This is a genomic window from Streptomyces sp. NPDC002671, assembly GCF_053592475.1.
This window is the reverse complement of record NZ_JBSFVU010000002.1, coordinates 418,276-442,501: the sequence shown is the minus strand read 5'-3', so window position 1 is coordinate 442,501 and position 24,226 is coordinate 418,276. Positions and strand designations below refer to the sequence as shown.

20 protein-coding genes and 2 rRNA genes are annotated in these 24,226 nt (G+C 73.2%); 16 read left to right on the top strand and 6 right to left on the bottom strand.

What is annotated here, in order from left to right; translation table 11 throughout:
* Window positions 1-145: ribosomal RNA gene (locus ACWD35_RS04825) — 23S ribosomal RNA — on the top strand; the annotation flags it as partial.
* 112 nt (window positions 146-257) lie between these two features.
* A 5S ribosomal RNA gene (rrf, locus tag ACWD35_RS04820) occupies window positions 258-374 on the top strand.
* A gap of 87 nt (window positions 375-461) precedes the next feature.
* Here the strand turns inward: rrf and ACWD35_RS04815 are convergent.
* Window positions 462-1,256, bottom strand: coding sequence for a hypothetical protein (locus tag ACWD35_RS04815; RefSeq protein ID WP_451349723.1), 795 nt, complete (start codon window positions 1,254-1,256; stop codon window positions 462-464).
* Between the two features lie 60 nt (window positions 1,257-1,316).
* Here ACWD35_RS04815 and ACWD35_RS04810 point away from each other — a divergent pair, with 60 nt between their 5' ends.
* Window positions 1,317-2,096, top strand: a complete 780-nt coding sequence (locus tag ACWD35_RS04810; RefSeq protein ID WP_451349721.1) for a tetratricopeptide repeat protein — start codon at window positions 1,317-1,319, stop codon at window positions 2,094-2,096.
* 67 nt (window positions 2,097-2,163) lie between these two features.
* Here the strand turns inward: ACWD35_RS04810 and ACWD35_RS04805 are convergent, their stop codons facing one another.
* Entirely contained in the window at window positions 2,164-3,447 is a 1,284-nt protein-coding gene (locus ACWD35_RS04805) for a DUF1015 domain-containing protein (protein WP_451349698.1), read from the bottom strand.
* 74 nt (window positions 3,448-3,521) lie between these two features.
* Between ACWD35_RS04805 and ACWD35_RS04800 the strand changes: the two genes are divergently transcribed.
* From ACWD35_RS04800 to ACWD35_RS04785, 4 genes are all read left to right on the top strand, one after another.
* Window positions 3,522-4,550 carry an HAD hydrolase-like protein gene (locus ACWD35_RS04800; RefSeq protein WP_451349697.1) on the top strand — a complete coding sequence of 343 codons (1,029 nt, stop codon included), beginning with the start codon at window positions 3,522-3,524 and terminating at the stop codon, window positions 4,548-4,550.
* Between the two features lie 79 nt (window positions 4,551-4,629).
* Window positions 4,630-5,673 carry a FecCD family ABC transporter permease gene (locus tag ACWD35_RS04795; RefSeq protein ID WP_451349696.1) on the top strand — a complete coding sequence of 348 codons (1,044 nt, stop codon included), beginning with the start codon at window positions 4,630-4,632 and terminating at the stop codon, window positions 5,671-5,673.
* On the top strand, window positions 5,670-6,707 hold the full coding sequence (locus ACWD35_RS04790; protein ID WP_451349695.1) for a FecCD family ABC transporter permease: 1,038 nt from the start codon (window positions 5,670-5,672) through the stop codon (window positions 6,705-6,707). The genes ACWD35_RS04795 and ACWD35_RS04790 overlap by 4 nt, the downstream gene beginning before the upstream one ends.
* The gene (locus ACWD35_RS04785; RefSeq protein ID WP_451349694.1) at window positions 6,704-7,555 is read left to right on the top strand and encodes an ABC transporter ATP-binding protein; all 852 of its coding nucleotides are present in this window, start codon (window positions 6,704-6,706) and stop codon (window positions 7,553-7,555) included. Before ACWD35_RS04790 ends, ACWD35_RS04785 begins: the two co-directional genes overlap by 4 nt.
* Here the strand turns inward: ACWD35_RS04785 and ACWD35_RS04780 are convergent.
* Window positions 7,539-7,886, bottom strand: coding sequence for a sterol-binding protein (locus ACWD35_RS04780; protein ID WP_451349693.1), 348 nt, complete (start codon window positions 7,884-7,886; stop codon window positions 7,539-7,541). The two genes, ACWD35_RS04785 and ACWD35_RS04780, sit on opposite strands and share 17 nt — an antisense overlap.
* Before the next feature lie 42 nt (window positions 7,887-7,928).
* Between ACWD35_RS04780 and ACWD35_RS04775 the strand changes: the two genes are divergently transcribed.
* From ACWD35_RS04775 to ACWD35_RS04750, 6 genes are all read left to right on the top strand, one after another.
* Window positions 7,929-8,207 carry a hypothetical protein gene (locus tag ACWD35_RS04775; protein WP_451349692.1) on the top strand — a complete coding sequence of 93 codons (279 nt, stop codon included), beginning with the start codon at window positions 7,929-7,931 and terminating at the stop codon, window positions 8,205-8,207.
* Between the two features lie 7 nt (window positions 8,208-8,214).
* Complete coding sequence (locus ACWD35_RS04770; RefSeq protein ID WP_451349691.1) at window positions 8,215-9,030, top strand: TlyA family RNA methyltransferase; 816 nt, start codon at window positions 8,215-8,217, stop codon at window positions 9,028-9,030.
* Window positions 9,027-9,944 (top strand): NAD kinase, encoded by a 918-nt coding sequence (locus tag ACWD35_RS04765; RefSeq protein ID WP_451349690.1) that lies wholly within the window; start codon window positions 9,027-9,029, stop codon window positions 9,942-9,944. Before ACWD35_RS04770 ends, ACWD35_RS04765 begins: the two co-directional genes overlap by 4 nt.
* A gap of 39 nt (window positions 9,945-9,983) precedes the next feature.
* On the top strand, window positions 9,984-11,735 hold the full coding sequence (gene recN, locus ACWD35_RS04760; RefSeq protein ID WP_451349689.1) for a DNA repair protein RecN: 1,752 nt from the start codon (window positions 9,984-9,986) through the stop codon (window positions 11,733-11,735).
* Window positions 11,732-12,484, top strand: a complete 753-nt coding sequence (locus ACWD35_RS04755; protein WP_451349688.1) for a hypothetical protein — start codon at window positions 11,732-11,734, stop codon at window positions 12,482-12,484. The genes recN and ACWD35_RS04755 overlap by 4 nt, the downstream gene beginning before the upstream one ends.
* A 299-nt stretch (window positions 12,485-12,783) precedes the next feature.
* Window positions 12,784-13,920, top strand: coding sequence for a glycosyltransferase family 4 protein (locus tag ACWD35_RS04750; protein ID WP_451349687.1), 1,137 nt, complete (start codon window positions 12,784-12,786; stop codon window positions 13,918-13,920).
* 6 nt (window positions 13,921-13,926) lie between these two features.
* On the opposite strand, the gene ACWD35_RS04745 is transcribed toward ACWD35_RS04750, so the two are convergent.
* The 3 genes from ACWD35_RS04745 to ACWD35_RS04735 all read right to left on the bottom strand — a co-directional run bounded on the left by ACWD35_RS04745 (window position 13,927) and on the right by ACWD35_RS04735 (window position 18,931).
* Window positions 13,927-15,573, bottom strand: a complete 1,647-nt coding sequence (locus tag ACWD35_RS04745) for a PucR family transcriptional regulator (protein WP_451349686.1) — start codon at window positions 15,571-15,573, stop codon at window positions 13,927-13,929.
* 44 nt (window positions 15,574-15,617) lie between these two features.
* Window positions 15,618-17,000 carry an FAD-binding oxidoreductase gene (locus tag ACWD35_RS04740; protein ID WP_451349685.1) on the bottom strand — a complete coding sequence of 461 codons (1,383 nt, stop codon included), beginning with the start codon at window positions 16,998-17,000 and terminating at the stop codon, window positions 15,618-15,620.
* Between the two features lie 128 nt (window positions 17,001-17,128).
* On the bottom strand, window positions 17,129-18,931 hold the full coding sequence (locus ACWD35_RS04735) for a glycoside hydrolase family 15 protein (protein WP_451349720.1): 1,803 nt from the start codon (window positions 18,929-18,931) through the stop codon (window positions 17,129-17,131).
* Window positions 18,932-19,506: 575 nt separating this feature from the next.
* On the opposite strand from ACWD35_RS04735, the gene ACWD35_RS04730 reads away from it, so the two are divergent.
* The 3 genes from ACWD35_RS04730 (at window position 19,507) to ACWD35_RS04720 (ending at window position 24,187) form a co-directional block, all read left to right on the top strand.
* Complete coding sequence (locus ACWD35_RS04730; protein WP_451349684.1) at window positions 19,507-21,156, top strand: CTP synthase; 1,650 nt, start codon at window positions 19,507-19,509, stop codon at window positions 21,154-21,156.
* 98 nt (window positions 21,157-21,254) lie between these two features.
* Window positions 21,255-21,881, top strand: a complete 627-nt coding sequence (locus tag ACWD35_RS04725; RefSeq protein ID WP_451349683.1) for an NUDIX domain-containing protein — start codon at window positions 21,255-21,257, stop codon at window positions 21,879-21,881.
* Between the two features lie 182 nt (window positions 21,882-22,063).
* Window positions 22,064-24,187, top strand: a complete 2,124-nt coding sequence (locus ACWD35_RS04720) for a tetratricopeptide repeat protein (protein ID WP_451349682.1) — start codon at window positions 22,064-22,066, stop codon at window positions 24,185-24,187.
* Window positions 24,188-24,226 lie beyond the last annotated feature (39 nt).

Sequence of the window (24,226 nt, the reverse complement as noted above, 5' to 3'; positions counted from 1 at the left end):
TAAGCGGGAAGCCTGCTTCGAGATGAGGACTCCCACCCACTTGATGGGGTAAGGCTCCCAGTAGACGACTGGGTTGATAGGCCGGATCTGGAAGCACGGTAACGTGTGAAGGTGACCGGTACTAATAGGCCGAGGGCTTGTCCATTGATGCTCGCGTCCACTGTGTAAGTTCTGAGGCAACGAACGGTTGCCGGCTTTGAGCTGAACCACATGAACACAAGTGAAAAGTGTGCTTGTTCGCTCGAAACCATTAGGGTTTCGGTGGTCATAGCGTGAGGGAAACGCCCGGTTACATTCCGAACCCGGAAGCTAAGCCTCACAGCGCCGATGGTACTGCAGGGGGGACCCTGTGGGAGAGTAGGACGCCGCCGAACAATCTTTTGAGGACCCCTGGTCCCAGCGTTCAGCTGGGACCAGGGGTCCTTTTGTTTTTACAATGCTTGCGGTACCGAAGACAGGAGTCACCCATGTCCACCAACTCTCCCGAGGATCGACCGGAGCGCGACCAGCGGCGACGGGACAGTGGTGACCGCGGTGACCGCGGCGGCTTCCGTCGCGACAACCACCGTGGCGACCGCGGTGGTTACGGCCGGCGCGACGACAACCGCGGCGAGCGTGGCGGCTTCCGCCGCGACGACCGCCGTGACGACAACCGCGACCGTGGTGGCTACGGCCGTCGTGACGACCGCCGTGATGACCGTCGTGAGGGCGACCGTGGTTCGCGTCCGGCGTTCCAGCGTGATGACCGTGACCGTGGGCCGCGTCGGGACGACCGCGGTGACCGCGGGTTCCGCCGCGACGACCGTGGCGGCGACCGCCCGGCCTTCCGCCGCGACGACCGCCGAGATGAGCGCCGTGACGACCGTGGCGGTGACCGCCCGGCCTTCCGCCGTGACGACCGTCGTGATGAGCGCCGTGACGACCGTGGCGGTGACCGCCCGGCCTTCCGCCGTGACGAGCGCCGAGATGAGCGCCGTGACGACCGTGGCGGTGACCGCCCGGCCTTCCGCCGCGACGAGCGCCGAGATGAGCGCCGTGACGACCGTGGCGGTGACCGCCCGGCCTTCCGCCGCGACGAGCGCCGTGACGAGCGCCGAGACGACCGCCGGGGCGAGGAGCGCGGCGGTTTCCGGCGGGACGACAGCCGGGGTGAGCGCGGTGGCTTCCGGGGCCGGGACGACCGCGGCGGCCGTGGGCCCCGTCGGGACGACCGCGGCGGTCGTCCCGGAGGCTTCCGTGGACGTGACGACCGGCATGGCGGTGGCCGTTTCCGCGAGGAGCGGGAGCGCGACCGCGACCGGGAGCCGATCAAGCGGCTGCCGATCCCGGAGGACGTCACCGGCGATGAGATCGACAAGGACGTCCGCCAGGAGCTGCAGAGCCTGCCGAAGACGCTCGCGGAAGACGTCGCCAAGAACCTGGTGATGGTCGCGCGGCTCATCGACGAGGACCCCGAGGGCGCCTACGGCTACTCCAGGGTGGCGCTGCGCCTGGCGTCCCGCGTGGCCGCCGTACGCGAGGCCGCCGGCTTCGCCGCCTACGCCAGCCAGAAGTACAGCGAGGCGCTCGCCGAGTTCCGGGCCGCGCGGCGGATGACCGGCACCGCGGACCTGTGGCCGGTGATGGCCGACTGCGAGCGTGGTCTCGGGCGGCCGGAGAAGGCGCTGGACATGGCCGGCGCCCCGGAGGTGCAGAGGCTGGACAAGGCCGGCCAGGTCGAGATGCGGCTCGTCGCGGCCGGTGCCCGGCGTGACATGGGGCAGCTGGACGCGGCCATCGTGACCCTGCAGAGCCCGGAGCTGGCCTCCAACTCCGTGCAGCCCTGGACCGCTCGCCTGCGCTACGCCTACGCCGACGCGCTGCTCGCCGGCGGCCGTACCGCGGAGGCCCGCGAGTGGTTCGCGAAGGCCGTCGAGGCCGACCGGGACGGCAGCACGGACGCCTCCGACCGGCTCGCCGAGCTGGACGGCGTGGAGTTCGTGGACGCCCTCGACGAGAGCGAGGACGGCTCGGACGCCGAGGACACCTCCGCAGAGGGCGACAAGGGCGACAAGGGCGCCGAGGACGACCTTGACGACCGGGACGACCGGGACTGACGTGAGCCGGTGACGGCATGACGAAGGGCGGGACCGACGAGGTCCCGCCCTTTCGCATGTGAACGGCTCAGATCTCCAGCGCCCGCAGCACCAGCCCCGACGCCGGCTTCGGGCCGAACGACGTCGACTTGCGGGGCATCGTCACGCCCTGCCGGGCCAGGTCGCGTACGACCTCCTCGCGGACGGGGTGCAGCAGCACGGCCGTACCGCCGTCCTGTTCCGCCTTCGCGACCGTCGCGGCCGTGTCGTGGATGTAGGCGATGTGGGCGGGGGAGTCCTCGGGGATGCACCACACGTGGTCCAGGAGCGCGGCGTGCAGGACGGTCGCGTCCAGGGAGCGCCAGGCCGCCGGGCGGTCCGTGGGGACCGTACGGGCCAGGAGGCCGGGGTCGGGGCGGTCCATGAGGTGGAAGGCGCCGTCGCCGGCCAGCAGGAAGGCGTTGCCGGCGCAGGCCGCGTCCGCCAGCGCCTCCAGGGCCTCGGGCAGAGGCACCTCCAGGTGCCGTACCCGGAACAGGCCCTCCACGGCCGCCAGCGCGTCCGCGACCGGCAGGCCGTGCAGCAGGCGGTGGATGGCGCGGACGCGCAGCGGGTAGCGGGCGGTGTCGACCAGGAGGACCAGGCCGTAGTCCCAGGGGCTCGGGGAGGGCTGTTCCGCGCGGAGCATCCGGTAGGTGGCCCAACGGTGGTGGCCGTCGGCGATCAGGGCCTGGTGGTGGGCCAGGTCGGACTGGATGCGGGCCATGTCGGCGGGGTCGGTGACCGACCACAGGCGGTGGTGGAAGCCGTCCTCGGTGGTCGTGTCCAGGAGCGCGGGACCCTGCACCGTGCGCTCGACGACCTCGGCCGCGCTGCCGTTGCCGCGGTAGGTGAGCAGCAACGGCTCCAGGTTCGCGCGGGTGGCGCGCATCAGGGCCGCGCGGTCGGCCACCACCGGGGGCATGACGTCCTCGTGCGGCAGCACCACGCCCTCCGCGGGCTCTGACACGCGTAGAGCGCCGATGACACCGCGCTGGAGCATGCCGTTGCCGTCCCGTTGCTCGTACACGTACAGAGCGGGGTCCGGGTCGGCGGTCAGGACGCCCTCGGCGAGCCAGCGGCGCAGGGTGTCGGCCGCCTGTTCGTTGCGGGCGGTGGGGGTGCCGGCCTGGGGAAGGATCAGCCGGACGATGTTGTACGGGTCGGCCGACTGGAGGTGAACGACACCGTCAGGACGCACGACGACGTCATACGGCGGGGACGTGACGGAGGCGAGGCTGCCGACCCGGTCGGGGTCGTAGCGAAGGCCTCGGAACGGGGTCAGTTCCAGGCCTCGGGGCGCCGTTGCTTCCGAGTGACCTGCAGTGTTCATCCCGGCATCGTACGTGTGTCAGTGCCGTGCGGGATGATCGATGGGTAAAGCGAGCGAGCGAGGAGCGATGTGGAATGAGCCAGAGCGTCAGGACGAGGCCCGCGGGCAGTGCCCGGCCCCTGAGCGAGGCGTACGACACAGCGCTGCTCGATCTGGACGGAGTGGTGTACGCGGGCGGGAGCGCGATCGCGCACGCCGTCGGCTCGCTGGCCCGCGCCCGTGCGGGCGGGATGCATCTGGCGTACGTCACGAACAACGCGCTGCGGACCCCGGACGCCGTGGCGGAGCACCTGACCGAGCTGGGGATACCGACGGGCGCCGGTGACGTCATCACCTCGGCGCAGGCCGTCGCGCGGCTGATCAGTGAGCAGGTGCCGGCCGGGGCGCGGGTGCTGGTGATCGGCGGTGAGGGGCTGCGGGTCGCGCTGCGGGAGCGGGGGCTGGTGCCCGTGGAGTCGGCGGACGACGACCCGGCGGCGGTCGTGCAGGGGTACGGCGGGCCCCAGCTGACCTGGGGGCGGTTCGCGGAGGCGTCGTACGCGGTGGCGCGCGGGGTGCCGTGGTTCGCGTCCAACACCGATCTGACGATCCCGAGCGGGCGGGGCATCGCGCCGGGCAACGGTGCGGCCGTGGAGGTCGTACGGATCGCGACGGGCGCCGAGCCGCAGGTGGCGGGCAAGCCGCTGCCGCCCATGCACCGGGAGACGATCCTGCGGACGGGCGCGAAGCGGCCGTTGGTCGTCGGGGACCGGCTGGACACGGACATCGAGGGCGCGTTCAACGGCGAGGTGGACTCGCTGCTGGTGCTGACCGGCGTCACCGACGGCGCCCGGCTCCTCGCCGCGCCCCCGCAGCACCGCCCGACCTTTGTGGACGCCGACCTGCGCGGCCTGCTCACCGGGCAGCCGGAGGTCGCCCAGGACGGGGACGGGTTCCGCTGCGGCGGCTGGACGGCTGGGGCCGGGGCCGAGCAGTTGGAGCTGGAGGGCGAGGGCGAGGCGACGGACGGGCTGCGGGCACTGTGCGCCGCGGCCTGGACGGCGGCCGGTACGGGTTCCTGCGCGCTGGACGGGGGGAAGGCGCTGGCCAGGCTCGGACTGTAAAGCACCGGGACCCGGCACCGTGACTCCGTGTGTGGGCCGGGGGTCGAGTTCGTAAGCGAGGGTAGGCTAACCTAACCTCGTGGTGATCGACAGTCCTCCGGAACCGCGCGCGGCGACCGCCCCCGCGCCCCCGACCCGACGGGCGGCACGGGCCCTCGGGCTCCTGCTCTCCCTCGCGATCCTGTTGCTCGTCGCCCTGGCGAGCATCGCGATCGGGGCGAAGGCGCTGTCGGTGGACCAGGTCTGGCACGGCCTGTTCCACGACTCGGGGACCTACGGCGACGTCGTCGTGGACGAGCGGCTCTCGCGTACCGTCCTCGGCCTGCTGGCCGGTGCCGCGCTCGGTCTGTCCGGGGCGGTGCTCCAGGCGCTCACCCGCAATCCGCTGGCCGACCCCGGACTGCTCGGCATCAACGCGGGCGCCTCGGCGGCCGTCGTCACCGCCATCACCTACCTCGGCGTCACGAGCCTCACCGGTTATGTGTGGTTCGCCTTCGCCGGTGCGGCGGCGGTCGGTGCGCTGGTGTGGTTCCTCGGCGGCAGCAGGGGCGCCACCCCGGTACGGCTCGCGCTCGCCGGCACGGCGGTCAGTGCCGCGCTCTACGGCTACCTCCAGGCCGTGATGATCACGGACGACGCGGCGCTCGGCAGGATGCGCTTCTGGACGGTGGGTTCGCTGTCCTCGGCCACCGACGCGACGATCATGCAGGTGCTGCCGTTCCTCGCGGCCGGCACGGTCCTGGCCCTGGCCCTGGCCCGCCCGCTGAACGCCGTGGCGATGGGCGACGACACCGCCCGCGCCCTCGGCGCGAACCTGGGCCGCACCCGGGCGCTGGCCATGCTGGCCGCGACCGTGCTGAGCGGTGCGGCCACCGCCGCCTGCGGCCCGATCGTCTTCGTCGGCCTGATGGTTCCGCACGTCGTGCGCTCCTTCACCGGCCCCGACCTGCGCTGGATCCTGCCGTACGCCACGGTCCTGTCGCCCGTGCTGCTGCTCGGCGCCGACGTCGCCGGCCGCGTCGTCGTCCGGCCCTCGGAACTGCAGGTCGGCATCGTCACCGCGCTCATCGGTGGCCCGGTCTTCATCCATCTCGTACGACGGCGGAGGACGGCCCAGCTGTGAAGACCAACCGTGTCCTCAGGGCGCCCGGCGGGCTCTCCCTGCGCCTGGACGTGCGCGCGCTGCTCGTCGTCGTCCTGCTGCTGGCCGCCGCGGGCGCCGCGGGTATCGCGCTCATCGGCACCGGCGACGCGAAGATCCCGGCCGCCGACGTCATCAGGACGCTGGCCGGAAACGGCACCGCCTACCAGGACTTCATCGTCAACGAGCTGCGGCTGCCGCGCGTCCTGGTCGGCCTGCTGGTCGGCGCCTCGCTCGGCCTCGGCGGCGCCCTGTTCCAGTCCGTCTCGCGCAACCCGCTCGGCAGCCCGGACGTCCTCGGCCTGTCCCAGGGCTCCACGGCGGGCGCGCTGGTCGTGATCGTGCTGATGTCCGGCAGCGCCACCCAGGTCACCGTCGGCGCCCTGATCGGCGGCCTGGCGACCGGCCTGGCCGTCTATCTGCTCGCCTGGAGGCAGGGCGTGCACGGATACCGGCTGGTCCTGGTCGGCATCGGCGTCAACGCGGTCGTCACCGCGGTCAACGGCTATCTGCTCACCAAGGCCGACCTGGTCGACGCGGCCCGCGCGGTCGTGTGGATGACCGGCTCGCTCAACGGCCGCGACTGGGACCAGGTCGAGCCGCTGGCGATCCTGTGCGCCGTCCTCGTCCCGCTGGTCCTCGTCAACGCGCGCGCCCTCAGGATCACGGAGATGGGCGACGACGTCGCCAACGCCCTCGGGGTGCGGGTGCAGCGCGTACGGCTGGTGCAGATGGTCTGCGCCGTGCTGCTCACCGCCGCCGCCACGGCCGCCGCCGGACCCGTCAGCTTCGTCGCGCTCACCGCCCCGCAGCTCGCCCGGCGCCTGACCCGCTCACCGGGCCCGAATCTTGTGCCCTCCCTCTGTATGGGCGCCGCCCTGCTGGTCGCCGCGGACTGGGCCGCGCAGCGCGCCTTCGGCGCCGACCAGCTGCCCGTCGGCGTGGTCACCGGCGTCCTGGGCGGCGGCTATCTGCTGTGGCTACTGGTCACCGAGCGCCGGGCGGGCCGGATATGAGTGCCGTCCCCGAGTCAGACTGCAAGAGGAGCACCGTGAACCGCCTGTCCGCCGAGAACGTCACCCTCGCCTATGACCAGCGCGTCATCGCCGAGCAGTTGTCGGTGGAGATCCCCGACAACTCCTTCACGGTGATCGTCGGCCCGAACGCGTGCGGCAAGTCGACGCTGCTGCGGGCCCTGTCGCGGATGCTCGGGCCCAGCCAGGGCCGGGTGCTGCTGGACGGGCAGGCCATCCAGTCGCTGCCCGCGAAGAAGGTCGCCCGGACGCTCGGCCTGCTGCCGCAGGCGTCCATCGCGCCGGACGGCATCACCGTCGCCGACCTCGTCGGCCGGGGCCGCTACCCGCACCAGGGCCTGCTGCGCCAGTGGTCGGCCGAGGACGAGCGGGTCGTCCGGGAGTCGATGCGGCAGACCGGCGTGGCAGAACTGGCCGACCGGTACGTGGACGAGCTGTCCGGCGGGCAGCGGCAGCGCGTCTGGATCGCCATGGCCCTCGCCCAGCAGACCCCCCTGCTGCTGCTCGACGAGCCGACCACCTACCTCGACATCCAGCACCAGATCGACGTCCTCGACCTGTGCGCCGAGCTGCACGAGACCCAGGGCCGCACCCTGGTCGCCGTCCTGCACGACCTCAACCACGCGGCCCGGTACGCCACCCACCTCGTCGCCCTGCGCGGCGGAAAGGTGATCGCCGAGGGCGCCCCGAACGACATCGTGACCGCCGAACTGGTCGAGGAGGTCTTCGGGCTGCGCTGCCAGGTGATCGAGGACCCCGAGACCGGGACCCCGCTGGTGGTGCCGGCGGCCCGCAAGGCCCGCGCCGAGCGCGTTACAGCAGCTTCCTGAGCCGGAACAGGTCCAGCAGGCTCGCCTCCAGCCGCACCCGGCCCCTGCCCCAGGCGGTCGCGAAGTTCAGCTCGCCGTCCACCAGGGACACCAGGTCGTCCCCGGCCATGGCGAGCCTGATCTGCGCCTTCTCCCGCGGCGGCCCGGGGTGGGTCTCGTCCACCTCGATCCGGCCGCCCGACATCCGGCCGGCGAAGGTGACATCCAGATCGGTGATGTGGCAGCTCACCGAGCGGTCCAGCGCCGCTGCCGCGCGAACCTCGCCCTCGGCACCCTGCATGTTGTCCGAAAGCTTGCCCAGCGCGGCGCGGCATTCCTCGATCGTGGCCATCGCGCACGACGGTACCCCAGGGGTTCGAGGTAGCGTCTGGGCATGAGCGAGTCTGTGTCCGAGGCGTCCCAGGGGTCCGAGGCCGAGCCCGCGTACGACCCCGCCGCCCCGGCCCCCCTGCACGTCCCGCGCACCCCCACCGGCAACGCCGAGGTGGACGCCCAGCTGGACCGGCTCGGCGACGCCGACCACCTCGCCACCGACGGGCACGTCGAGGTGTACGAGGATGTACATCGGGGGCTGCGCGACGCGCTCACCGCGCTCGACGCCCGCCCGGGACCTCCGGCGCCCCCGACGCCGTACCAACCGAGCAGGAGCTGAACCGAACGTGGCAGGAGTCGCACGCCGTCGTCTGGACGCGGAGCTGGTCCGCCGGAAGCTCGCGCGTTCGCGCGAGCATGCCAGCCAGCTGATCGCCGCCGGGCGGGTCACCGTCGGCAAGACCGTGGCGACCAAGCCGGCCACGCAGGTGGAGACGGCGGCGGCCATCGTGGTCCAGGCCGACGACAGCGACCCGGACTACGTCTCCCGCGGCGGGCACAAGCTCGCCGGCGCGCTCAAGGCCTTCGTCCCGCAGGGGCTCGTCGTCGAGGGCCGGCGCGCACTGGACGCCGGCGCGTCCACCGGCGGCTTCACCGACGTGCTGCTGCGCGCGGGCGCGGCGCACGTCGTCGCCGTCGACGTGGGGTACGGACAGCTCGCCTGGTCGCTGCAGAGCGATGAACGCGTCACCGTCAAGGACCGTACGAACGTACGTGAGTTGACGCTCGAGGCGATCGGCGGGGAAGCTGTGGATCTTGTCGTGGGCGATCTGTCCTTCATCCCGCTCGGGCTGGTGCTGCCCGCCCTGAAGCGGTGCGTGAAGCCGGACGCCGACCTCGTGATGATGGTCAAGCCGCAGTTCGAAGTGGGGAAGGAACGGCTCGGCAGCGGGGGTGTCGTACGGAGTCCGCAGCTGCGGGCGGAGGCCGTGCGAGCAGTGGCCGAGAAGGCCTGGGAGCTGGGGCTCGGGGTGCGTGGCGTCACCGCGAGTCCGCTGCCCGGGCCCTCGGGCAATGTCGAGTACTTTCTGTGGCTGCGGTCCGGCGCCCCCGAACTGGACCCGGCCGACGTTGACCGTGCAGTGGCGGAGGGGCCCCGTTGACACAGAACCATGCGCGTACTGTCTTCCTGCTCGCCCACACCGGCCGGCCCGCGGCCATACGCAGTGCGGAACTCGTGGTCAAGGGCCTGCTGCGGTGCGGGATCGGTGTGCGGGTCCTGGCGGAGGAAGCGCGCGACCTGCCGCTGCCGGACGAGGTGGAGCTCGTCGCCGAGGCGACCCCGCAGTGTCTCGACAGCTGCGAGCTGCTGATCGTGCTCGGAGGTGACGGCACGCTGCTGCGCGGCGCCGAGTTCGCGCGGGCCTCCGGGGTGCCGATGCTCGGCGTCAACCTCGGGCGCGTGGGGTTCCTCGCGGAGGCCGAGCGGGACGACCTCGACCGGGTCGTGGACCGGGTGGTGGCGCGCTCGTACGAGGTCGAGGAGCGGATGACCGTCGACGTCGTCGTGCACCGCAACGGCGACATCGTGCACACCGACTGGGCGCTCAACGAGGCGGCGGTGCAGAAGGCCGGCGCCGAGAAGCTGCTGGAAGTCGTGCTGGAGATCGACGGGCGCCCGGTGACAGGGTTCGGCTGCGACGGGGTCGTCCTGTCGACGCCCACCGGCTCCACCGCGTACGCCTTCTCCGCCGGGGGCCCGGTGGTGTGGCCCGAGGTGGAGGCGCTGCTGATGGTGCCGATCAGCGCGCACGCGCTGTTCGCCAAGCCGCTGGTGACCTCGCCGGACTCCGTGCTCGCGGTGGAGGTGCTGCCGCACATCCCGCCGGGCGTGCTGTGGTGCGACGGGCGGCGGACCATCGAGCTGCCGCCCGGGGCGCGGGTCGAGGTGCGGCGGGGCGCCGTGCCGGTGCGGCTGGCGCGGCTGCACCACGCGTCCTTCACCGACCGGCTCGTGGCGAAGTTCGCGTTGCCGACCACTGGGTGGCGGGGGGCACCACACCACTCCGGGGAGTGATGTAGGCGGGCCATGTGCGCTCCCGGGCCCGGACCTCGTATGGTCTGTTCCGTGTTGGAGGAGATGCGGATACGGTCACTCGGGGTCATCGACGATGCCGTCGTCGAGCTGTCGCCCGGGTTCACCGCCGTCACCGGTGAGACGGGTGCGGGCAAGACCATGGTGGTCACCAGCCTCGGGCTGCTGCTCGGCGGGCGGGCCGACCCGGCGCTCGTGCGGATCGGGGCCGAGAAGGCGGTCGTGGAGGGGCGGGTCACCGTACCCGCGGGCGCCTCCGCCGTCGTACGCGCCGAGGAGGCCGGGGCCGAGCTGGACGACGGGGCCCTGCTGATCAGCCGGACCGTCTCCGCCGAGGGCCGCTCGCGGGCCCACCTGGGCGGGCGCAGCGTGCCCGTGGGGCTGCTCGCCGAGCTGGCCGACGACCTGGTGGCCGTGCACGGCCAGACCGACCAGCAGGGGCTGCTGAAGCTGTCCCGGCAGCGGCAGGCCCTGGACCGGTACGCGGGCGACGCCGTCGCCGTGCCGCTGGCCAAGTACGCCGAGGCCTACCGGCGGCTGCGCGCCGTCGCCACCGAGCTGGACGAGATCACCACGCGCGCGCGTGAGCGGGCCCAGGAAGCCGACATGCTGCGCTACGGGCTGGACGAGATCGCCGCCGTGGAGCCGCGGGCCGGCGAGGACGTGGAGCTGGCCGAGGAGGCGGAGCGGCTCGGGCACGCCGAGGCGCTGTCCTCCGCCGCGACCGCCGCGCACGCCGCTCTCGCGGGCAATCCCGAGGACCCCGAGGGCATCGACGCCGCCACCCTCGTCGCGGGCGCGCACCGGGCGCTGGAGGCCGTGCACTCGCACGACCCGGCGCTGGCCGCGCTCGCCGACCGGATCGGCGAGATCGGGATCCTGCTGGGTGACGTCGCCGGTGAGCTGGCCGGGTACGCCGACGACCTGGACGCCGACCCGCTGCGGCTGGCCGCCGTGGAGGAGCGGCGGGCCGCGCTGACCGCGCTCCACCGTAAGTACGGCAAGTACGGCGAGGACGTCGCCGCCGTCCTCGCCTGGGCCGAGCAGGGCGCCGCCCGGCTGACCGAACTCGACGGCGACGACGAGCGGATCGACGAGCTGACCGCCGAACGCGACGCTCTGCGCGTCGAACTGGGCGGTCTGGCCCAGGCCTTGACGGACGCCCGGACCGAGGCAGCCGAACGGTTCGCGGCGGCCGTGACCGCGGAGCTGGCCTCGCTGGCGATGCCCCACGCGCGCGTGTCCTTCGACATCCGGCAGACCGAGGACCCCGACGGCGTCGAGGTCGGCGGGCGCACCGTCGCGTACGGGCCGTCCGGCGCGGACGAGGTCGAGCTGCTGCTGGCCCCGCACCCGGGCGCGCCGCCGCGGCCCATCGCCAAGGGCGCCTCCGGCGGTGAGCTGTCCCGCGTGATGCTGGCCGTGGAGGTCGTCTTCGCGGGGACGGACCCGGTGCCGACGTACCTCTTCGACGAGGTCGACGCCGGCGTCGGCGGCAAGGCCGCGGTCGAGATCGGGCGGCGCCTGGCGAAGCTCGCCAAGACCGCGCAGGTCGTCGTGGTCACCCACCTGCCCCAGGTCGCCGCCTTCGCCGACCGGCAGCTGCTGGTCGAGAAGACCAACGACGGCTCGGTCACCCGCTCCGGCGTGAAGGTCCTGGAGGGCGAGGAGCGCGTCCGCGAGCTGTCCCGGATGCTGGCCGGCCAGGAGGACTCGGAGACGGCACGCGCCCACGCGGAGGAACTGCTGGCGACGGCGCGGGCGGACGGGTGAGGGGCCGGGTCGGGGCCCTGCTTCTCGCCGTCGGCGTCACCCGCGCCGGCATCACCGCCCTGCGTGCCGGCGCGCCCGGAACACGGGCCCGTTGGGAGCGGAAGAACTACGCCGGGCGGACCGTCGAGCTGTACGCCGGGCCGGCTTCGGCCGTCGCCGCCGCGGTGGGGGCCGCGCGGGTGCACCCCGCCGCCGGGGCCGCCGTACTCGCCGCCGGTGTCTGCGGGGCGTACGACGATGTCGTCGGCCACGCCACCGGGGACACCCGGCGCGGCTTCCGGGCGCACCTCGGGGCGCTGCGGCAGGGCGAAGTCACCAGCGGCGCCGTGAAGTTGTTCGGGATCTCGGCCGCCGGACTGGTCGCGGGGGCGCTGCTGAAGGAACGGCCGTTCGACAAGCTCCTCGCCGGGGTCGTCATCGCGGGCGCCGCCCACGTCGTCAATCTCGTGGACGTGCGCCCGGGCCGGGCCGCCGGCGCGGTGCTCGCGCTGGGCGCGCCGGGCCTGCTGCGGAGCGGGCCCGCCGCCGAACTGTCGGCCGTGGCGATGGGGGCCGCGGCGGCCGTACTGCCGGACGACCTGGGGGAGCGCGCGATGATCGGGGATACCGGGGCGCACGCCCTCGGCGCGGCCCTGGGCGCCGCCGCCGTCGCGGGCAACCGGCGCGCGGGACTGCTCGCGCACGCCGTCGCGGTGGTGGCCGCCGCCGTGTACGGGGACCGGGTGAGCGCCTGGGCACGCGAGCTGTGAGCGGCTGACCTCGTCGTACGGCAGCGCGGGCCCGACGTGCCGTGGCGCGGGCCGTTCGTCCGCGCCGGGCCTTCCTTCACTCGTGTGGGTGACGTGCTCCGGCGCATTGTCCCGGCCCGCCGCGCTGTGCGCCTCCCGGTAATTGCCGGAACAGCCGTACGGCCTGGCATGCTTGGCAGGGAACCCGCATCGCGCGGCAGGCGCGCACGGCAAGTCCCTCAGCGCCCCTTCGCCCGCTACGTTCTGTACGTTTCCCCGTGACCGCCGACCGCCCACGCCGAACCAGGAGCCCCGGCCACGTGAGCCCCGTGAGCAGCACCGCACCGCACGGCCAGTCGCCGCTGCGCACTGTGCAGGTGCTGGGTGGAGGCAACGCCGGGAGCAGCGCGCACGTGCGCTCGCTGGCCGAGGGGCTCGTTGCGCGGGGCGTGCGGGTGACGGTGTGCGCTCCCGTCGAGGCCGACCGCTGCTACGACTTCACCGGGGCCGGTGCCGAGCACGTACACGTGCCACGCAGCAGCGACCCGGCGTCCGTGGGCGTGCTGAGGGCCGCCTGCGCCCAGGCCGATCTGGTGCACGCGCACGGCCTGCACGCCTCCTTCCGTGCCGTGCTCGCGCTCAGCGGTCGCACCACCCCGCTGGTGGTCACCTGGCACAACCGGGCCCGGGCCGAGGGCGCGCGGGCGCATCTGCTGCGGCTGCTGGAGCGGCGCGTGGTGCGCACGGCTGCGGTGGTGCTCGGCACCACCTCCGACCTGGTGGACCGGGCCCGCCGCCGCGGAGCCAGGGACGCCCGGCTCGCGGCCGTGGCCCTGCCGGGCCGGCGCCCACCTGTCGACCGGGAGGACCCCGACCGGCTGCGGCCCAAGGTGCGGGCCGAACTGGGCGCCACCGGCCGCCCGTTGCTCATCGCCGTCGGCTCCCTCGACCAATATCGCGGCTACGAGGTCCTGCTGGACGCGGCACGCGCGTGGCGGGAGCTGGACCCGGTGCCGCTGGTCGTCGTCGCGGGGGAGGGGGCGCTGCGCCCGGTGCTCCAGCGGCGGATCGAGGACGAGGAGCTGCCGGTGCGGCTCATCGGGAAGCGCGAGGATCTGCCCCAGCTGCTGACCGCCGCCGATCTGGCACTGCTGCCCAGCAGTTGGGAGTCGCGGTCGGTCCTCGCCCAGGAGGCGCTGCACGCGCGCGTGCCTCTCGTCGCCACCGCCGTCGGCGGCACCCCCGACCTCGTCGGCGACGCGGCCGAACTCGTCCCGTACGGCGACCCGGAGGCCCTCGCCGCCGCCGTCGTAGGGCTGCTCGCGGACCCCGGACGGCAGGAACGGCTGCGCGAGCGGGGCGTACGGCAGGCGGCGACCTGGCCGACGGAGGACGAGACCGTCGCCCAAGTGCTCAGCGTCTACGACGAGTTGACCCAGCCCAGGCCGCTCGCGTAGCAGCCCCTACGGCACGTGCCGGCGGGCCCGCAGGGCGAGGCTCAACGCCAGGACCGTCTGCGGGTCGTCGAGGTCGGTGCCCAGCAACTCCCCGATGCGGGCGAGGCGGTTGTAGAGGGTCTGGCGGTTGAGATGCAGCTCGCGGGCGGTCTCCGCCTTGCGGCCCGCGTGCGCCAGATAGGTCTCCAGGGTGGGCAGCAGCGGCGGCTTGGAGCGGTTGTCGTGGTCGCGCAGCGGGCCGATCGCGCGCTCCACGAACGCCGCCAGGTCCGGGTGGTCGCGCAGCCGCCACAGCAGCAGGTCGATGTCCAGGCGGCGCGCGTCGTACCAGGGGCGGTCGGTCAGGCCCTGGGCCGCGGTCGCCGTCTCGGCCGCGTGCCGGAGCCCGGCCGACGCGGCGGCCCAGCCGCCCGCCACACCCACGACCACGACCGGCGGCAAAGACCCCGGCCGCCGCATCCCGGCCCGCTCCACGCCCGCGCGCAGCGCCGCCGCGACCCGGTCCGCGACCGCCGACCGCTCCGACTCCGAACGCAGCCCCAGCAGCACCGGCACCCGGCCCTCGACCGGCCGCACGCCCAGCAGCACCGGCACGCCCACCGCGGCCAGCTCCTCCGCGACCGCACGCGCCAGCACCGCCCAGCCCCCGCCGGGGGAGAGCGAGTCCCCGACCCGCATGACGACCGGCAGCAGCGGGCTGTCCCCGGGCTTGAAGCCGAGCACCCGGGCCTGCGCGGGCGCGTCCTCGGCGGCGATGCGGCCCTCGGCGAGATCGGTGAGGAAGTCGCCCCGGCCGCGCGCCGCCAGCTCCTCCTCCTGCCGGGCCTGCATCAGCACCACGGCCAGGATGCCCGCGGCCCGCTCCGCCGCGATCCGGTGCACCGGGGCCAGCGGCGAGCGGACCGGCAGCAGGACGAGCCGGGCGCGCACCGAGCCCGCCGTCCCCGGACCGCCGCCGGGCACGTCCACCAGCACCGAACCGGCGGGCGGCGGCGCCTCCTTGTGCGGGCCGCGCAGCCCCTCCCACACCTGGAGCGGGTCCGCGCCCTCGGGCCCGGACCCGGCGGCGTACAGCAGCCGGCCGTCGGCGGTCTCCAGGAACACCGGGTTGCCGCTGAAGTCGGCCAGGATGCCCAGCACCTGCGGCACCCCGCCCCCGCCCAGCAGCGCCTCGGTACAGCGCCGGTGCACCTCCTCCGCCCGCTGGAGCAGCGCGTAGTGGCCGTTGACGATCTCGGTGTGGATCTCCTCCGTGACCGTCACGAACGGCACCTCGCGGTGCAACTGGACCAGCGGCAGCCCGGCGGCGCGGGCGGTGTCCACCAGCGCGGCGGGCAGCCGGGCGAAGCGCGGGCCCAGCTCCACCACCAGGGCCGCGATGCCGCGCTCGGCGAGCGTGCGCACGAACGCCCGCTGCTCGGCCGGGCGGGTGCCGAGGCCGTAGCCGGTGGTGAGCAGCAGCTCGCCGCCCTTGAGCAGCGAGGCGATGTTGGGCACCTCGCCCGCGTGCACCCAGCGGACCGTGCGCCCCAGCCGGTCGCCGCCGGCCAGGATCTCCGGGAGCCCGCTGCGCAGCCCGGGCAGCTCCAGTGCCTGCTGAACGGTGATTCCGGCGCCCTGAGTGGCGAGTCTGCTGTCCGTGCCCCTGTCCATGAAGCGGACGCTACCTGCGTGGACGCCCCGAGAACATCTCCTGGCTACACCGGCCTGATGTTGTGGTTGAAGCGGAACACGTTGTCGGGGTCCCAGCGCCGCTTCACCTTCTCCAGGCGCAGGGTGTTCCCCGCGCCCAGGCCCGCCCACACGCGCTCGGGGCCCTCGTCGCCGATGAGGTTGAGGCAGACGGTGCCGGTGCTCCACGGCCGGACGTCGGCGCAGGCCCGCCCCACCCAGGCGACGGCCCGCCCGTCGTCGGCCGGGTCCGTCCACTCGGCGTAGGGGTGCACCGCCCAGGGCGCGATCCGGAAGGCCATCGGATCGTCGGCGGGTCCGGCGGCGACCGCCCCGCCCTGCGGGAAGAGCATGAGCCGGGTGCCCGTCGGCACCGGCATGCTGTCCGCGCGCTCGCAGAACAGGTCCACCACATGGTCGGGCAGGCCGCTCAGGTACTCGGCCGAGCAGTGGCTGCGCAGGCCGGGCGGCCCGTCCAGCAGGCCCTGCGCCTCGGCGTACGGCAGGGCGCCGACCAGCTCCGCCTCGTGCGGCAGCGCGAGCACCGGCTCGGCGAGCTTGCGCAGGGCCTGCGCACCGCCCGCGTACGTCAGCAGCAGGCCGCACAGCAGCGTGCCCACCAGGTGCTCCGATACGAACGCCGCGGGCGGGCCGCTGAGGTACATGACCGCGCCGCCCAGTTCGTCCGGCCCCATGGTGACCATGTCCCGGAAGGTGCGCACCACGTCGGAGCCGAACAACGGCAGGAAGAGCAGCAGCGCGAGCGAGAACTCGGGGAGTTCGTGCAGCTCCAGGGTGAAGGCGGTGGCGATGCCGAAGTTGCCGCCGCCGCCGTGCAGCGCCCAGAACAGCTCCGGATTCTCGTCGGCGCTCGCGTGCACCCGCTCGGCGTCGGCGGTCACCAGCTCCACACCGATCAGGTTGTCGGCGGCGAGCCCGAACGCGCGGTCCAGCCAGCCGCTGCCGCCGCCGAGGACGAAACCGCCGACGCCGACGGTGGAGCTCCGGGCGCCGGTGGTCGCCAGGCCGTACGGCGCGGTGGCCCGGTCCAGCTCGCCCACGGTGGCGCCGCCCTGCACCCGCACCGCCTCGTCGGCCGGGTCCACGGTCACCGCGCGCATCCGGCGCAGGTCCACCACGAGCGCGCCCTCGCCCAGTGCCGTGCCCGCCACGCCGTGCCCGCCGCCGCGCACGGCGATCGGCAGGTCCAGCTCTCTCCCGAAGCGCACGGCCCGTACGACATCGCTCTCGTCCACGCACTGCGCGATCACGGCCGGCCGCCGGTCGATCATGGCGTTGTGGACCGTGCGGGCCTCGTCGTAGCCCGGATCCCCCGGGGCGAACACGTCGCCGACCAGATCCTCGCGCAGCGCGGCGAGGGCCGCGCCCGCCTTCGAGAGGGAAGCCATGGCCGCCCCCTTCCGGAAAGGGGGGTTTGTTGGCTCTCAGCCTAGGCGGGCGCGGTCGCCCGGTCGCGCCCGGAGACGCGAAGTCGTACGCTCCGGGCGCGTTGGGCCTCCATGGGCCCCGGCCGGGCTCAGCCTCCGTACGCTCCGGACGCCGTCAGCCGCAGGGCCGTGTCGATCAGCGGGACGTGGCTGAAGGCCTGCGGGAAGTTGCCGACCTGGCGCTGCAGGCGCGGGTCCCACTCCTCGGCGAGCAGTCCGAGGTCGTTGCGCAGCACGAGCAGCTTCTCGAACAGCTTGCGGGCCTCGTCCACCCGGCCGATCATCGCCAGATCGTCCGCCATCCAGAACGAGCAGGCCAGGAAGGCCCCTTCGTCGCCCGGAAGGCCGTCGACGCCTTCGTCCTCGCCCTCCGTCGGGTAGCGCAGGATGAACCCGTCCGGGGTGGACAGCTCGCGCTGGATCGCCTCGATCGTGCCGATGACCCGCTTGTCGTCCGGCGGCAGGAAGCCCATCTGCGGGATCAGCAGCAGCGAGGCGTCCAGCTCCTCGGAGCCGTAGGACTGCGTGAAGGTGTTGCGCTCCTTGTCGTAGCCCTTCTCGCACACGTCCCGGTGGATGTCGTCGCGCAGTTCCTTCCAGCGCTCGAGCGGGCCGTCCGCGTCGCCGGACTCGATGAGTTTGATCGTGCGGTCGACGGCGACCCAGGCCATGACTTTGGAGTGCACGAAGTGCCGGCGCGGGCCGCGCACCTCCCAGATGCCCTCGTCCGGCTCCTGCCAGTGGTCCTCCAGGTAGCGGATCAGCTTCAGCTGGAGCAGCTGGGCGTAGTCGCTGCGGGCCAGACCCGTCATGTGGGCCAGGTGCAGGGCCTCGGTGACCTCGCCGTACACGTCCAGCTGGAGCTGGTGCGCCGCGCCGTTGCCGACCCGGACCGGGGCGGAGTTCTCATAGCCCGGCAGCCAGTCCAGCTCGGCCTCGCCCAGCTCGCGCTCGCCCGCGATGCCGTACATGATCTGCAGGTTCTCCGGGTCGCCCGCCACCGCGCGCAGCAGCCACTCGCGCCAGGCGCGGGCTTCCTCGCGGTAGCCGGTGCGCAGCAGCGAGGTCAGGGTGATGGCCGCGTCCCGCAGCCAGGTGTAGCGGTAGTCCCAGTTGCGCACGCCCCCGATGTCCTCGGGGAGCGAGGTGGTGGGGGCCGCCACGATGCCGCCCGTGGGGGCGTACGTCAGCGCCTTCAGCGTGATCAGCGAGCGGACCACCGCCTCGCGGTACGGCCCGTGGTACGTGCAGTGCTCGACCCACTCGCGCCAGAACTCCTCCGTCGCCACCAGCGACTGCTCGGGCTCCGGCAGCGGCGGCGGCTCCTTGTGCGAGGGCTGCCACGAGATGGTGAACGTGATCCGGTCGCCGGGGGCGACCGTGAAGTCGGCGTACGTCGTCAGCGACTTTCCGTAGGTCTCGGTCTCCGTGTCGAACCACACCGAGTCGGGACCCGCGACCGCCACCGTGCGGCCCTGGTTCTTGTGCACCCACGGCACGATCCGGCCGTAGGAGAACCGCATCCGCAGTGCCGACCGCATGGGCACCCGGCCGGTGACGCCCTCCACGATCCGGATCAGCTGCGGGGCGCCGTCACGCGGGGGCATGAAATCGGTCACGCGGACGGTGCCGCGCGGGGTGTCCCACTCCGACTCCAGGATCAGCGAGTCGCCACGGTAGCTGCGCCGGGCCGCCACGGGCGGTGTCGAGTCGGCCGCGTGCGCCGGGCCGAGCCGCCAGAAGCCGTGCTCCTCGGTGCCCAGCAGGCCGGCGAAGATGGCGTGCGAGTCGAAGCGGGGCAGGCACAGCCAGTCCACCGTGCCGTCCCGGCAGACCAGGGCAGCGGTCTGCATGTCTCCGATGAGTGCGTAGTCTTCGATGCGCCCGGCCACGTGCAACTCCAGTCGAACGGCCACGTCACCCCCGCGCAGGGGGCTGTCGCTAGTGCGGTCAAGGGGTCGTTGTTGTGCGTCGTTGAGCGGTGAAGCAGAACAGCCCGCCGAGCCCTGAGGCAACACGGCAGTCCTTGCTCAACGAACTGCCGCGCTCTCGTTGTTCCGGTGCGTTTGCCGGCGGGGGTGTGCCGTCGTGCCGGCCGGGCTCGGCAGTGAGTGTCCGAGCAGGATACGACGCACGTAGATGATCTGCGTGCCGCTGAGGGCAACGGATGTGGGCCGAACGAGTGAGCGTCGAGTGATTTCCGTGTAACCGGCGCGTGCCTGTGTCGACGCCCGGCCGCAGCCGATCCGTACCGTGTCCGTTCTCGTGTCGGAGTGAGCGCGGAGCGTGGCCGGAAGTCATTCCCGCTCGGCGCTGATACCCTGGTAGCCCGTGGACCGGTGGATGCCCCCGAAGGAAACAAAACCGCAAGGGGTCCCCCGAACCGCAGCGATGGCACCCCCGGAAGCGACCGGACCGGTAGCCGTTCCGCACGACAGACAGCGACCACGGGAGCCCCCTCTTGGCCATGCCGCCGAAATCTACGACGACCAAGCACATCTTCGTCACCGGGGGTGTCGCCTCTTCGCTGGGCAAGGGCCTCACGGCCTCCAGCCTGGGCATGCTGCTCAAGGCCCGCGGCCTGCGCGTGGTGATGCAGAAGCTCGACCCGTACCTGAACGTGGACCCGGGCACGATGAACCCCTTCCAGCACGGCGAGGTGTTCGTCACCAACGACGGCGCCGAGACCGACCTGGACATCGGCCACTACGAGCGCTTCCTCGACCGCAACCTGGACGGCTCCGCGAACGTCACCACCGGCCAGGTGTACTCGACGGTGATCGCCAAGGAGCGGCGCGGCGAGTACCTGGGCGACACCGTGCAGGTCATCCCGCACATCACCAACGAGATCAAGCACCGCATCCGGCGCATGGCCACCGATGAGGTGGACGTCGTCATCACCGAGGTCGGCGGCACCGTCGGCGACATCGAGTCGCTGCCGTTCCTGGAGACCGTCCGCCAGGTCCGCCACGAGGTCGGCCGGGACAACGTCTTCGTCGTGCACATCTCGCTGCTGCCGTACATCGGCCCGTCCGGCGAGCTGAAGACCAAGCCGACCCAGCACTCCGTCGCCGCGCTGCGCAACATCGGTATCCAGCCGGACGCGATCGTGCTGCGCTGCGACCGCGAGGTGCCGACCGCGATCAAGCGGAAGATCTCGCTGATGTGCGACGTGGACGAGGCCGCCGTCGTCGCCTGCCCGGACGCCCGCTCGATCTACGACATCCCGAAGGTCGTGCACTCCGAGGGCCTGGACGCCTACGTCGTGCGCAAGCTGGACCTGCCGTTCCGGGACGTGGACTGGACGACCTGGGACGACCTGCTCGACCGCGTCCACAACCCCGACCACGAGATCACCCTCGCCCTGGTCGGCAAGTACATCGACCTGCCCGACGCCTACCTGTCGGTCACCGAGGCGCTGCGCGCCGGCGGCTTCGCCAACCGGGCCCGCGTGAAGATCAAGTGGGTCACCTCGGACGACTGCAAGACCCCGGCGGGCGCCAAGGCCCAGCTCGGCGACGTCGACGGCATCTGCATCCCGGGCGGCTTCGGCGACCGCGGTGTGCTCGGCAAGGTCGGCGCGATCCGCTTCGCCCGCGAGAACAAGATCCCGCTGCTGGGCCTCTGCCTCGGCCTGCAGTGCACCGTGATCGAGGCCGCGCGCAACCTGGCCGACATCCCGGACGCCAACTCCACCGAGTTCGACCCGGGCACGGCCCACCCGGTCATCTCCACCATGGCCGAGCAGATGGACATCGTCGCCGGCGAGGGCGACATGGGCGGCACCATGCGCCTGGGCATGTACCCGGCGAAGCTGGCCGAGGGCTCGATCGTGCGCGAGGTGTACGACGGCAAGGAGTACATCGAGGAGCGGCACCGTCACCGCTACGAGGTGAACAACAGCTACCGCGCGGAGCTGGAGAAGAAGGCGGGCATCCTGTTCTCCGGCACCTCGCCGGACGGCAAGCTCGTCGAGTACGTCGAGTACCCGCGTGACGTCCACCCGTACCTGGTCGCCACGCAGGCCCATCCCGAGCTGCGCTCGCGCCCGACCCGTCCGCACCCGCTCTTCGCCGGCCTGGTGAAGGCGGCTGTCGAGCGGAAGAACTCCAAGTAACACACCAGTTGTACGGTGGCCGGGGTGCATACCTTTCAGGAGGGAGCACCCCGGCTTTTCCGTGGCCGGCTTCGTGAAAGCGTGTGGAAGGACAGGGCATGACGATCAAGGACACCCCCGAGGAGTGGGAGATCCGGGCGACGGAGACCCCCTTCGTGGGCAACAAGACCTCCGTCCGCACGGACGACGTGGTCATGCCCGACGGCTCGGTGGTCCGCCGCGACTACCAGGTCCACCCGGGCTCGGTCGCCGTCCTCGCCCTGGACGAGGAGGACCGGGTGCTGCTGATCCGCCAGTACCGCCACCCGGTGCGGCAGAAGCTGTGGGAGATCCCGGCCGGCCTGCTCGACGTGCCCGGCGAGAACCCGCTGCACGCCGCCCAGCGCGAGCTGTACGAAGAGGCGCACGTCAAGGCCGAGGACTGGCGGGTGCTGACCGACGTGTACACCACCCCCGGCGGCTGCGACGAGGCCGTACGGATCTTCCTCGCCCGCAATCTGTCCGAGGCCGAGGGCGAGCGCTTCGAGACGGAGCACGAGGAGACCGACATGGAGTACGCGCGCCTGCCGGTCGACGAACTCGTCCGCCGGGCGCTCGCCGGGGACGTGCACAACAACTGCCTCGTCGTGGGCGTGCTCTCCCTGGTGGCCGCCCGCGCCGGGGACGGCCTCGACGCGCTGCGCCCGGCCGACGCGCCGTGGCCCGCGCGGCCCTTCGAGTCCTGAACGTGGCCTGAACCCACCCGTTCGCGTACCGGTGTGACGATCGCCTGATCCGATCGGGCGATGTGCCCGCCGCGCCCCGCCGTGCTCCGCCGTGAACGTTGCAGAGCGTGAACTAGGCTCTACACATGCCCGTTTCGGAGACCCGGCGGGCTTGCGCGTGCGGTGGGACGGGAGTGTGGCCCGTGACGGATGAGGCAATGGACGCAGGCGGTGCCCGGCTCTCGGCGCAACCGGCCATGGAGGACCATTTCCTGGGCCGTACACGGGAGTTGAAGGAACTGCGCGCCGACATCGAGCGCGCGGGCCTGGACACCATCTCCGGCCGCAAGGCCCCCCGCGCGCGCGTGCTGCTCATCGCCGGCCGCCCCGGCTCCGGCCGCACCGCCCTCGCCGAGGAACTCGTACGGCAGGTCGAGGACCGCTACCCCGACGGCGTGCTGCGCGCCCGGCTCAGCGAACCCGACGGCACCCCGGTCCCGGTCGAGACCACCGCCCGCGAGCTGCTCACCGAGCTCGGCGTACGGGCCCCGGCCGGGGCCGACGAGGACGAACTCGGCGAGGCGTTGCGAGCCGCCCTGGCGGGGCGGCGGGTGCTGCTCCTGCTGGACGACGCGGCCGGCGCCGAGCAGGTCGACGCCCTGCTCCCGGACAGCCCGGACAGCCTGGCCGTGGTCGTCTCCGGCGGCCCGCTCACCGGTATCGCGGACGTCCGCCCCTGCACCCTGGGCGGGCTCGACACCAAGTCGGCGGTGGAGTTCCTGGGCCGCTACGCCGGCTCGGTCCGCATCACCGTCGACCCGCGCTCCGCCGAGAGCCTGGCCGAGGCCTGCCAGGGCCAGCCCGCCGCGCTCACCCTGGCCGGCGGCTGGCTCGCCGCCCGGCCCAAGGCGGCCGTCTCCGACCTCGCCAAGCGGATGCACGCGGCCACCGAGGACGGTGCCGTCGGCGCCGACGGCACCCCGCTGGGCCGCGTCTTCCGGCTCGTCCACGAGGAGCTGCCCGCCCCGGCCGCCCGGATCCTGCGCCTGCTCTGTCTGGCCCCGGCCGGGCTGGTCGACCCGCACACCGCCTCGGCCCTGGCCGGCTGCTCGCTGAGCACCGCCCGCGCCACCCTGGACGACTTCGTCGCCCTCGGCCTGCTGCGCGTCGTCGAGTCGTCGCTGCCCGAGTACGACATCCCCGGCTGCCTGCACCCGCTGCTGCGCGCCCTCGCCGAGAGCCAGGACCGCCCGGGGGAGCTGCAGCTGGCCCGCGCCCGCATGCTGGAGCGCACCGTACGGCTGCTCCAGTCCTGCAGGGCGATCACCGAGACGGACAGCGCGCAGGCCCGCGAGAAGCTCCACGGCATGCCGCGCGCGCTGCGCTTTCCGCACCCGCGGGCCGCCGCCGACTGGCTGCGCGTCCGCCGCCCCGCCCTGCTGGCCGCCGTCCGGCTGGCCGTGGCCGACGGCGAGCTGGACACGCTGGCCCGCAGGCTGATGTCCCAGCTGGTCAGGGCCATGGTGGCGCACTCCGGCACGCAGGCCGCCGCCCCGGATCTGTACGGCATCCACGGCCTCGTCCTCGATGTCGCCGAACGGCGCGGGCTGCCCCGGGAGCAGGCTGCGGCCCTGCTGAACCTGGGCGATCTGGACGCGCAGACCGGCCGCACCCGGGACGCACTGGCCCGCTACCGGGCCGCGCTGGACGCCGGACGCGTCGCGGACGACCCGTATGCGACCGGCCGCGCGATGGAATCCGTAGGCGGCGCGTACCAGGAGCTGGGGGACTACGACCGGGCCGCCGACTGGTTCGGCCGGGCCCTCGCCCAGCGCCTGGCCCGGGACGAGCGCGCGGAGGCCGCCCGGGTGTACGGCCGGCTGGCCACCGCACAGACCTACGCGGGCCGCTACGGCGAGGCGATGCGGAACTGGCGCGCCGCGATCGCCGGGTACCGCAGGAACGGCGACGTCGCGGCACACGCCCGCGCGGTGAGCGAACTCGCGCGGGTCCAGGAGTACGCAGGCCGCCCCGAGGATTCGCTGCACACCTGCCGGGAGGCGGTGGAGTGGGCGCGGCGCGCCGAGGACGTCCGGCTCCAGGCCGCGCTGCACCTCCGGCTGGCCGACACCCTGGAGCACCTCGGCGACCCCGCCGCGGCCCGCCTGCACCGCGCGGTGGCCGGGCGCATGCTGGGGGAGGAGACCCCGGAGGACACCCCGGTGGAGACCCCCGAATCCACCCCGGAGGACACCCCAGAGGACCCCGAGACACGGGGAGACACCGTTAGCGCCTGCGAAATCCGTAGTGCACCAAGCGAAGATTGATGCAATGAAAGGCTAGACAGGCGGAACACCTTCATTAAA

Coding starts and splice junctions, on each gene's coding strand:
- ACWD35_RS04800 (WP_451349697.1), top strand. CDS start 3,522: ATGAGCCAGAGCGTCAGGACGAGGCCCGCGGGCAGTGCCCGGCCCCTG.
- ACWD35_RS04785 (WP_451349694.1), top strand. CDS start 6,704: ATGAGTGCCGTCCCCGAGTCAGACTGCAAGAGGAGCACCGTGAACCGC.
- ACWD35_RS04775 (WP_451349692.1), top strand. CDS start 7,929: ATGAGCGAGTCTGTGTCCGAGGCGTCCCAGGGGTCCGAGGCCGAGCCC.
- ACWD35_RS04815 (WP_451349723.1), bottom strand. CDS start 1,256: ATGCCGGTCGTCACGTCCACGGAAGCCTCCGGGACGACCGCCGCGGTC.
- ACWD35_RS04730 (WP_451349684.1), top strand. CDS start 19,507: ATGCCGCCGAAATCTACGACGACCAAGCACATCTTCGTCACCGGGGGT.
- ACWD35_RS04780 (WP_451349693.1), bottom strand. CDS start 7,886: ATGGCCACGATCGAGGAATGCCGCGCCGCGCTGGGCAAGCTTTCGGAC.
- ACWD35_RS04805 (WP_451349698.1), bottom strand. CDS start 3,447: ATGAACACTGCAGGTCACTCGGAAGCAACGGCGCCCCGAGGCCTGGAA.
- ACWD35_RS04725 (WP_451349683.1), top strand. CDS start 21,255: ATGACGATCAAGGACACCCCCGAGGAGTGGGAGATCCGGGCGACGGAG.
- ACWD35_RS04745 (WP_451349686.1), bottom strand. CDS start 15,573: ATGGACAGGGGCACGGACAGCAGACTCGCCACTCAGGGCGCCGGAATC.
- ACWD35_RS04740 (WP_451349685.1), bottom strand. CDS start 17,000: ATGGCTTCCCTCTCGAAGGCGGGCGCGGCCCTCGCCGCGCTGCGCGAG.
- recN (WP_451349689.1), top strand. CDS start 9,984: ATGGTCTGTTCCGTGTTGGAGGAGATGCGGATACGGTCACTCGGGGTC.